The organism is Dolichospermum sp. FACHB-1250, from assembly GCF_014696335.1.
GTDB classification, from domain to species: Bacteria; Cyanobacteriota; Cyanobacteriia; order Cyanobacteriales; family Nostocaceae; genus Dolichospermum; species Dolichospermum planctonicum.
On the sequence record NZ_JACJPZ010000094.1, the window covers coordinates 1 to 8,533 of the forward strand.

Below are 8,533 nucleotides of genomic sequence, written 5' to 3' on the forward strand. Positions count from 1 at the left end.
TTCCTCAATATGGGCTGCAACTATTTTTTCTCGGAGATCCACTGAATATGCTTTCATGACAGTATTATCTTTATTATTACTAACTGTACCTCATAACTTCGGAAACTGCTGTATATGTGATTAATGGTGATTTTGTTCCCAAATTAGGAGTAGAAAAGGCATTTTACGATGGACAGAAAAAGCAGATTAGATTATTAGTTAATAATACAGGTGAAGCCACAACCCGCGCTAAAACTGAGTGGAATTTAAGTCAAGATGGCAAAACAGTTAATTCTGGTAAAGTAGAAGAAACTACTATTATTGCTAAAGGTGAACGGTATATTCAAATATCCTATCCCCCCCAAGGAAAAACCTTGACACCTGGTAATTACCAACTCTCAGGAAAACTATCCTGGAATGCTAAAAATGCAGAAAATTTACCCTTTAATCTCAATTTAACTGTGTCTCCAGCAGATATCAATCCCGGAAAAAAACCTCCACAATAAATTGTCTGTAATTGTATATAGTATGTTTGCAGAGGAATCAATTAATTCCTATTACCATTTAGCGTCAAGTTACACAAGTTACAATTTTTCTGCTCCCATTTCTCAAGTTAATGATGCTTCTATTGCCCCTCAAGCAGCAGTAAAATCATCACCATTTGTTATCTTACCAATAGGAATTAATATTGGTAAACGCAATGTTTTACAATCTGCCTCCGTTAAAGGTTATGAAGACGGAGAAAAAGCTGTTGATTTTCCTAATTGGTTAATTCCTTTTCAAGATATAATTACAGCCTTAAATTTGACCGTTAGTACCTTACCGAATGGAGAATTAGAAATAAAAGGAGTGGGTTTAATCAAACGTATTAAACTCAATCAATTAACCTCAGATCCAGAATTAGGTTTAGCTATATCTATCGCACAAATTGAAGAGTTATTGCAAGTTAAATCTCAATTTGATATTGCAGCTTATTCTATCATACTAGAACCACCTTGGTTAAATTTGAAAGGCAGAAAAAATCGCCAAAAAGAATCACAAGTAATTATAGAAGGTTTACCTATTGTTAAAAGTCCTAATTTTACCTTCTCAACTGTGGGGCAAAAAGTTAATATTAGTAGTAGAGAAAATAGCAAAGAATTAACTAATCAAGGTAATTTAAATCTTGTGGGTACAGTATTAAAAGGAAGTTGGTTTTCTCGAATTAATCAACCTAATTTATTGGACAGTACCACCTGGAAACTAGAAGAAGGACAATATTTAAACCGCAGTGATTTTCATGATTATGTAATTGGTTCTCAACCTACTTTCTGGACAGGTGAAACTAAGGGTGATTATTGGGGTTTGACAACCATTAAAAGATTTGGATTTAAAGCCGACAAGCTCAATAATAGGGCATTTACTCCCTCTCAAGGCTTACAAACTTCTACAATTAATCGCATTATTGAAGGAGCAGCAAAACCGGGAACTTTGGTGCAATTAGTTTCTGGAAATGATAATCTTATTTTTGGAGAAATATTAGTTGATTCTTCAGGAATTTACCGTTTTGATAATGTTCCCATTAATGGTGAAAATTATCGAGTTTTACTTTATGCTAATGGACAATTAGCAAGTACACCCATAGAGAAAAAACCGATATTTCTGAATTTACCTGGACAATTAACTAAAGGAACATCAAGCCTAATTGTATCTGGTGGTATGAACAGAGAAACGAGAAATAATGACTTTTTTGGCAACTTAAATAATGTTCGTGGAGGTATTGCTTATCGTCATGGAGTTATAGATTCTTTAACATTAGGAGCAGGAATCATTCATGATCAAAGTTTATTAGGATTAGGTGAGGTATTTTATCAACCTAATAATTTTCCTTTCCAATTGGCTATATCTGCTTTAAAAGTACCAGATAAATTCAAATATAATGCTAATCTAGAATTTAAACCATCTTCTCGGTTAAATCTGAATTTATCCAGTAATGAACAGTTTCAAAGTTTTAATTTGAATTGGAATACGGCTAAATTTTTAAGTGTTACTAGTAGTGGTAGTAATCTCAATGGTATTATGAATTTAGGATTAAATGTCAATCAGAATATTGGTAAAATATCTACTTATTCAACTCTGAAAATTGATAATAAAGGACAATTAGACTGGAATTGTAACCTGCGTTGGCGTAATTTAGCCGCTAGAGCTAGTCCCACTGGTATCGGCTTAGAATTAAATTATGAAGGTTCTATTTTTAGTTTTTTCAAACTCCCTGAAAAGGAAAATTTAATTTTAAGTTATGAAACCAGCAATTTTAGCAATAAATATAATAATTTATTAACATTAAAATGGAAATATCAATCACCCTATATTAATCAACGTCGTCTCTGGGATTTTGATATCGGTTATGGTATCGGTTCTCAAGGTAGTGGTTTATTAGCTTCTGTTTCTACTTTTTTTATTCCCGGTTTATCTTTGCGTTTGCGTTATGATGGAATTTCTATGACATCAGATACAGCCTCTTATCGGCTGGAAATTGGTTCAGCAGTTAATTTCAGTCCTAATTTAAGATTTGGAGACTCTCAATTTGAACGTTTACGCAGTGAGGGTGGTATATTTATTCAACCTTTTTTAGATAAGAATAATAACGGTATTAGAGATCAGAATGAAGAGATTTATACTCAGGATATGGAACTACTATTGATACTGAATAATAAAAAATTTAGTCCTAGTTTAGCAACTATTACAAAACAAGGTGTTTTATTTAAAGTTCCTCTGGGTATTTACCGTCTTGATTTAGATCCTGCTGGATATCCTCTAGACTGGAAACCGGTTCAACCTGCTTATGCTGTGGAAATAGTTGCAGGTAGTTATACAACTATTCCAGTTCCTTTTGTTGCTTCTTATACTATAGCAGGAACTGTAAAAGATGCTGAAGGAAAACCCCTTGTTGGTGCTAAAGTTGAAGCTATTGATAATACTAAATCATCAGTTGCATCTATTACAAATAGTGCTGGTATTTTCTATTTGGAACAGTTGCGACAAGGAACTTATGAGTTAAAAGTTAATAACAAATCTGTTGAACCGTATAGAATTACAATTAATTCAGATTCTCCTACTTTGCAAGAATTAAATTTAAAATTACCTGGGAGGATGTTTTGAAAGTTGCTAGGACTTACGCAAGTGTCACACCAAAATTAGGTGACAGGTGACAGGTGCTACGCCACGGGGACAGGTGGACAGGGAACAGCTAACAAAACGCAAAAAAACCGCGAAAAATTTGCTTTTTAGGTGTTGACAAAGGATTTTAAATATGTTATTATCATCTTGATAAGGAAGAACTATCTTAAATAATTTAAAAGCACCATTGGTAAAGACTTTAAATATAGCATAGCGATAGCGAAGCGCTGCTGCAAGCAGTTCGCCATATAATATATTAACGCACCATTTTAAATCATAATCAGAAAATCCCCGAGCAGAAAGAAGGAAGAAGAAATGATTTTAGTTGAAAGACATATCATTAAACAATCTCACCAACATTGGAAAGAGATTGATCAACTATCTTTCCTCTCAAAAAATTTATACAATGTAGCTAATTACATTTGTCGTCAGCACTTCTTTGACACTGGTAAGAAATATAGTCTCCCTGACCTTTATCATTTAGTTAAAGATTATGTAGACTACCGTGCTTTACCTACTAAAGTCAGTAAGCAAATTATCAAAGGACTAGTATCTACTTGGACTGGGTATTTTGAGGCTCATAAAGAATGGAAGAAGAATCCTTCTAAGTTCTTAGGAAAACCTAGAATACCTGGTTACAAAGATAAAGCTAAGGGACGTAATGTAGTTATCTACTATCATGAGTCAGTTTACAAAGCTGAATTGAAGAAGGGAATCTGTCACTTATCAATGAGTGATATTAAGATTCCAACTCAGGTAGATAATGTGGTTGAAGTGCGTTTAGTACCTCGCCCCACTTGCTATGTTGTTGAAATTGTATATGGGAAGCAGGAAGAAGAGCTATCTACCAGTGATTATGTAGCGGGTATTGACATTGGTTTAACTAATTTAGTAGCGTTAACTTCAAATCAACCAGGATTCAAACCTTTGCTGATTAATGGACGACCACTTAAATCAGTAAACCAGTTCTATAACAAAACCAAAGCTAAGTTACAAGCTCAATTAGGTGATCAACGCAAGACTAGTAAGTCGATTCAATTGATGACTGCTTATAGAAACAACTACGTTGACAATTATCTACACAATACAAGTAGAACGATTGTTAATCTACTTAAGGCTTGTGATCTTGGTACGTTAGTTATTGGTAAGAATGATAACTGGAAACAGAAGATCAATATAGGTAAAAAGAATAATCAGTCATTTACACAGATTCCCCATGCAAGATTAATTGACCAACTAACTTATAAATGTCAATTAGCAGGAATCAAAGTTGTAGTAACTGAAGAATCTTATACCTCAAAATGCAGTGCTTTAGACCTAGAACCTATAGAAAAACACTCCTCTTATCTTGGTAAGAGAGTAAAGCGTGGTCTATTCAAATCTGCTAAAGGAATCCTCCTAAATGCAGATTGCAATGGGGCAGCTAATATTGTCAGAAAAGTATTCCCAAATGCTTTTGCAAATGGGATAGGGAGTGTCGCCGTTACACCAATAAAGGTTATGCCTTTATAAAGTGTCATTTTGAACAGATGGAGATTTGTTTAGTTTAACACGAACGGTTAGGTTACCTGATATAAATTCCTATAACTGACTAATGAGTAAAACAATTGTTGTTAAAATCGGCACTTCTAGCTTAACCCAACCGGAAACAGGACAATTAGCCCTTTCTACTATTGCTACTTTAGCAGAAACTCTCTGTGATTTGAGACAACAGGGACACCGAGTAATTTTAGTTTCTTCTGGTGCTGTAGGGGTAGGTTGTGGGCGCTTAGGTTTAATGGAGCGTCCCAAAACTATCGCTTTAAAACAGGCTGTAGCGGCTGTCGGACAAGGCAGATTAATACGTATATATGATGATTTATTTAGTATAATACAACAGCCGATTGCCCAAGTATTATTAACGAGAGCAGATTTGGTACATCGTAGCCGCTATCTTAATGCTAACAACACTTTTCAAGAATTACTAAATTTAGGAGTAATTCCGATAGTCAATGAAAATGATACAGTAGCCGTAGAAGAATTAAAATTTGGTGATAATGATACCCTGTCCGCGTTAGTAGCTAGTTTAGTAGAAGCAGATTGGTTATTTTTATTAACGGATGTTGATAGATTATACTCTGCTGATCCGCGTTCTGTACCCGATGCTAAACCTATTAGCTTGGTTAGTAGTATGCAAGAACTGACAGATTTACAGATTCAAACCAGTGGCCAGGGATCTGGGTGGGGAACAGGAGGGATGATGACTAAAATTTCTGCGGCCAGAATTGCGATCGCTGCGGGTATCCGCACAGTCATTACCCAGGGGCGGTTTCCCCGGAATATTGCCAAAATTATGCAAGGGGAACTGATAGGAACACATTTTATACCTCAACCAGAACCAACCTCAGCCCGAAAACGTTGGATAGCTTACGGATTAATTCCCAGTGGTAAATTATACTTAGATTCAGGAGCGATCGCTGCTATTACGAAAGGGGGAAAATCTCTATTAGCAGCGGGAATTAAAGCCCTAGAAGGAGAATTTGACAATCAAGCCGCAGTACAATTATGCGATAGTCATGGCTATGAAATTGCTAGAGGATTAGTGAATTATAATAGTCAGGAATTAGAGCAAATTTGCGGCCGACATTCACGGGACATTCCAGAAATTTTAGGTTATGCAGGGGTGGATACCGTGATCCACCGAGATAATTTAGTTTTGATTTAAGAATGTCCTTTAGCAGATTAAAAGTAGTTTATCGAACCACAGTCCCTTTTTTCCTGTTCTATATCTCTAATATCTTGTGAATCTACTGCGTTTAATCCCAATTTTTGATAATTCTGTTTCTAGCTGGGGTTTAGAAGCCCGATTATTACGCTGGTTAACATTAATGTGGATGTTTATTGGCTTAATTATGCTTTTTTCTGCTTCCTATCCCGTTGCGGATGATCGTCAAGGTGACGGTTTATATTATTTCAAACGTCAAATTCTTTGGGCTATAGTTGGTTTAATTATTTTCAATATCATTGTCAATCTACCATTACGAAAAATTTTGGGTGTTTCCCATTGGTTTTTGATATTTTTCCTGCTGTTAATTTTTATGACATTAATTCCAGGATTAGGAAAAAAAGCCTTTGATGCTGCTAGGTGGATAGCTATTGGACCGATTCCTATCCAACCATCAGAATTAATTAAACCATTTTTAGTTTTACAAAGTGCAACACTTTTTGGTCAGTGGGAAAAACTCACTTGGGGAATTCGTTTGTCTTGGTTGGGTGTTTTTTGTCTTCTGCTTTTAGGAATTTTAGCCCAACCCAATTTAAGTACAACTGCACTTTGTGGGATGACAATTTGGTTTATTGCTTTAGCATCAGGAATACCATATAAATACCTGGGAGGAACAGCTTTAGGTGGTGTGCTATTAGCATTAATCAGCATTAGCATCAAGGAATATCAACGCAAACGTATTATGTCTTTTATGAATCCTTGGGCTGATGCTACCGGAGATGGTTATCAGTTAGTACAAAGTTTATTGGCTGTGGGTTCGGGTCAAACTTGGGGATCTGGATTTGGACTTTCTCAACAAAAGTTATTCTATTTACCAATTCAAGATACTGATTTTATCTTTGCAATTTTTTCGGAAGAATTTGGTTTTGTTGGCGGTATTTTATTATTACTAATGTTAGCAATATTTGCGACTTTAGGCTTAATTATCGCCCTCAAATCCAAAAATCTGATCTCCCAATTAGTCGCAATTGGTGTGGTATTTGTCATGGTTGGACAATCATTATTACATATTGGTGTAACTACAGGTGCGTTACCAACTACAGGTTTACCCCTACCTATGTTTAGTTATGGTGGTAATTCTATGATTGCTAGTTTACTATCTTCTGCATTATTAATTCGAGTAGCTAGGGAAGGTAGTGAAGCTGAAGTAGTTCCTTTACGAAAAACACAACGGGAAAATCGATCAAGAAAGGGACTATTTTAAGTTTATTAATGTTGGGTTTGTTAGATTCCTGATTTATTAAAAAAGTCGGGGATCTGACTTGGAAAACATCCTCTCAAGTTGTTGGTTATTTATTAGTTATTTTCTATGATTTTAATTTCCTCTGGTGTTAAGTTATAAAGTTGATAAACTAGTTGATTTATTTCTGTTTCTAATGCGGTTGTATCTGCTTGTGGATCTGATTTTTTAGCGGTGAGAATTTGATCAACTATTTTAATCAAAGGAAATTGATCTTTTCTTGAAAGTGGATAAAAGGGTAATATTCCTAAATGAAATGCTTTTACCTCTGCTAAGGCCTCTCCCTTTTCTGGATTCATACTAGTGTAAACAAAATCAACTAATTTTGAGTTTAAGATACTTAGCAGATATTTAAGAGCAAAAATATCAGACTTTTCATCTTTTTTAAGAATAATATGAACGTTGTTCCGTATGATAAATCCAGAGGAAATCAAAGTTCCAATTATTTGATCACTAGTCTGTCTGAAAATTAGTTTTTCTTTGGCTTGAAATATTGATTCTTCCCTGGGTGCTGCGAGCCATTGACCATAGCTTATCCAGAAATTTTCATTCCATAAAATCACATATTTATGAAAATAACGTCCACCTATTAATGGCTGAAAATTATCATTTAATTTAGTTTCAGCAGTATAAGGTTTTTCATCTAATATTTTTTTGGTCTGTGGTGGATAACCTTTACCAACTTCGTAAGGTTTAACACCATTTTTGATTTCAAAGTAATCTTTTACTAAGAAAGAGCATGATTGAATTTTATCTAATAACAATATTTGCTTTTCATCAAGTGAAAAATTAAAAAATCGCTGTTTTAATAAAGTATTTTTTGATAGAACATTGACACGCTCAATTATATTTCTATTTCTCAGTTTTATATTTACATTATATTCTGCTAATTGATTTTTTTGGATAAAAATAATATCACAGTCTACCGTCGCTTCATCAAAGATTTTTGTTTTAAATTCATCTATACCCAAAAAATAAAACTCACTCATTAAACTTTGTCTAAACTGCTGTGCTACATCAAGTAATTTCCAAGTATTAGGTACTATATAACATAGGTATCCATGAGGTTTTAAAATATCCTTTAAACCTAATAAGCAGAATGTAAAATAGCTGTCTTTTAGGGAATTATTTATACCTAGATAATTATATTTATTAATCAATAAGACTAATTCTGATTTGGAAGGAAATAACCCATAAGGAGGATTTCCCATAACCACATCAAAACCAACAAAAACACCATCATTATTTAACACTTCAGGAAACTCAAAGCGCCATTCCAAAGCATTTTCATACATTCTACCATTTTCTATTTCCTCAATTTCCACCCGTAACTTATCAATTTCATTATTCAACTTAGCGATTTTTTTCTCCCGCTTCGTTCTCTCAGCTTT

General features: G+C 34.3%; 6 protein-coding genes. 5 read left to right on the top strand and 1 reads right to left on the bottom strand.

Annotated elements, in window-relative coordinates:
• Window positions 1–116: 116 nt before the first annotated feature.
• The 5 genes from H6F39_RS19775 (at window position 117) to H6F39_RS19795 (ending at window position 7,106) form a co-directional block, all read left to right on the top strand.
• Window positions 117–485, top strand: a complete 369-nt coding sequence (locus H6F39_RS19775; RefSeq protein ID WP_190397278.1) for a CARDB domain-containing protein — start codon at window positions 117–119, stop codon at window positions 483–485.
• 22 nt (window positions 486–507) lie between these two features.
• Window positions 508–3,120 (top strand): carboxypeptidase-like regulatory domain-containing protein, encoded by a 2,613-nt coding sequence (locus H6F39_RS19780; protein ID WP_190397279.1) that lies wholly within the window; start codon window positions 508–510, stop codon window positions 3,118–3,120.
• A 333-nt stretch (window positions 3,121–3,453) separates the two neighbouring features.
• A complete protein-coding gene (locus tag H6F39_RS19785) occupies window positions 3,454–4,650 on the top strand; it encodes an RNA-guided endonuclease TnpB family protein (protein ID WP_137909577.1) in 1,197 nt (398 codons plus the stop codon).
• 82 nt (window positions 4,651–4,732) lie between these two features.
• Entirely contained in the window at window positions 4,733–5,842 is a 1,110-nt protein-coding gene (gene proB, locus H6F39_RS19790) for a glutamate 5-kinase (RefSeq protein WP_137909576.1), read from the top strand.
• A gap of 76 nt (window positions 5,843–5,918) precedes the next feature.
• Window positions 5,919–7,106 (top strand): FtsW/RodA/SpoVE family cell cycle protein, encoded by a 1,188-nt coding sequence (locus tag H6F39_RS19795; RefSeq protein WP_190397280.1) that lies wholly within the window; start codon window positions 5,919–5,921, stop codon window positions 7,104–7,106.
• Between the two features lie 92 nt (window positions 7,107–7,198).
• Here H6F39_RS19795 and H6F39_RS19800 read toward each other — a convergent pair whose 3' ends face one another.
• Window positions 7,199–8,494 carry a TaqI-like C-terminal specificity domain-containing protein gene (locus H6F39_RS19800; RefSeq protein WP_242028679.1) on the bottom strand — a complete coding sequence of 432 codons (1,296 nt, stop codon included), beginning with the start codon at window positions 8,492–8,494 and terminating at the stop codon, window positions 7,199–7,201.
• Window positions 8,495–8,533: the final 39 nt, after the last annotated feature.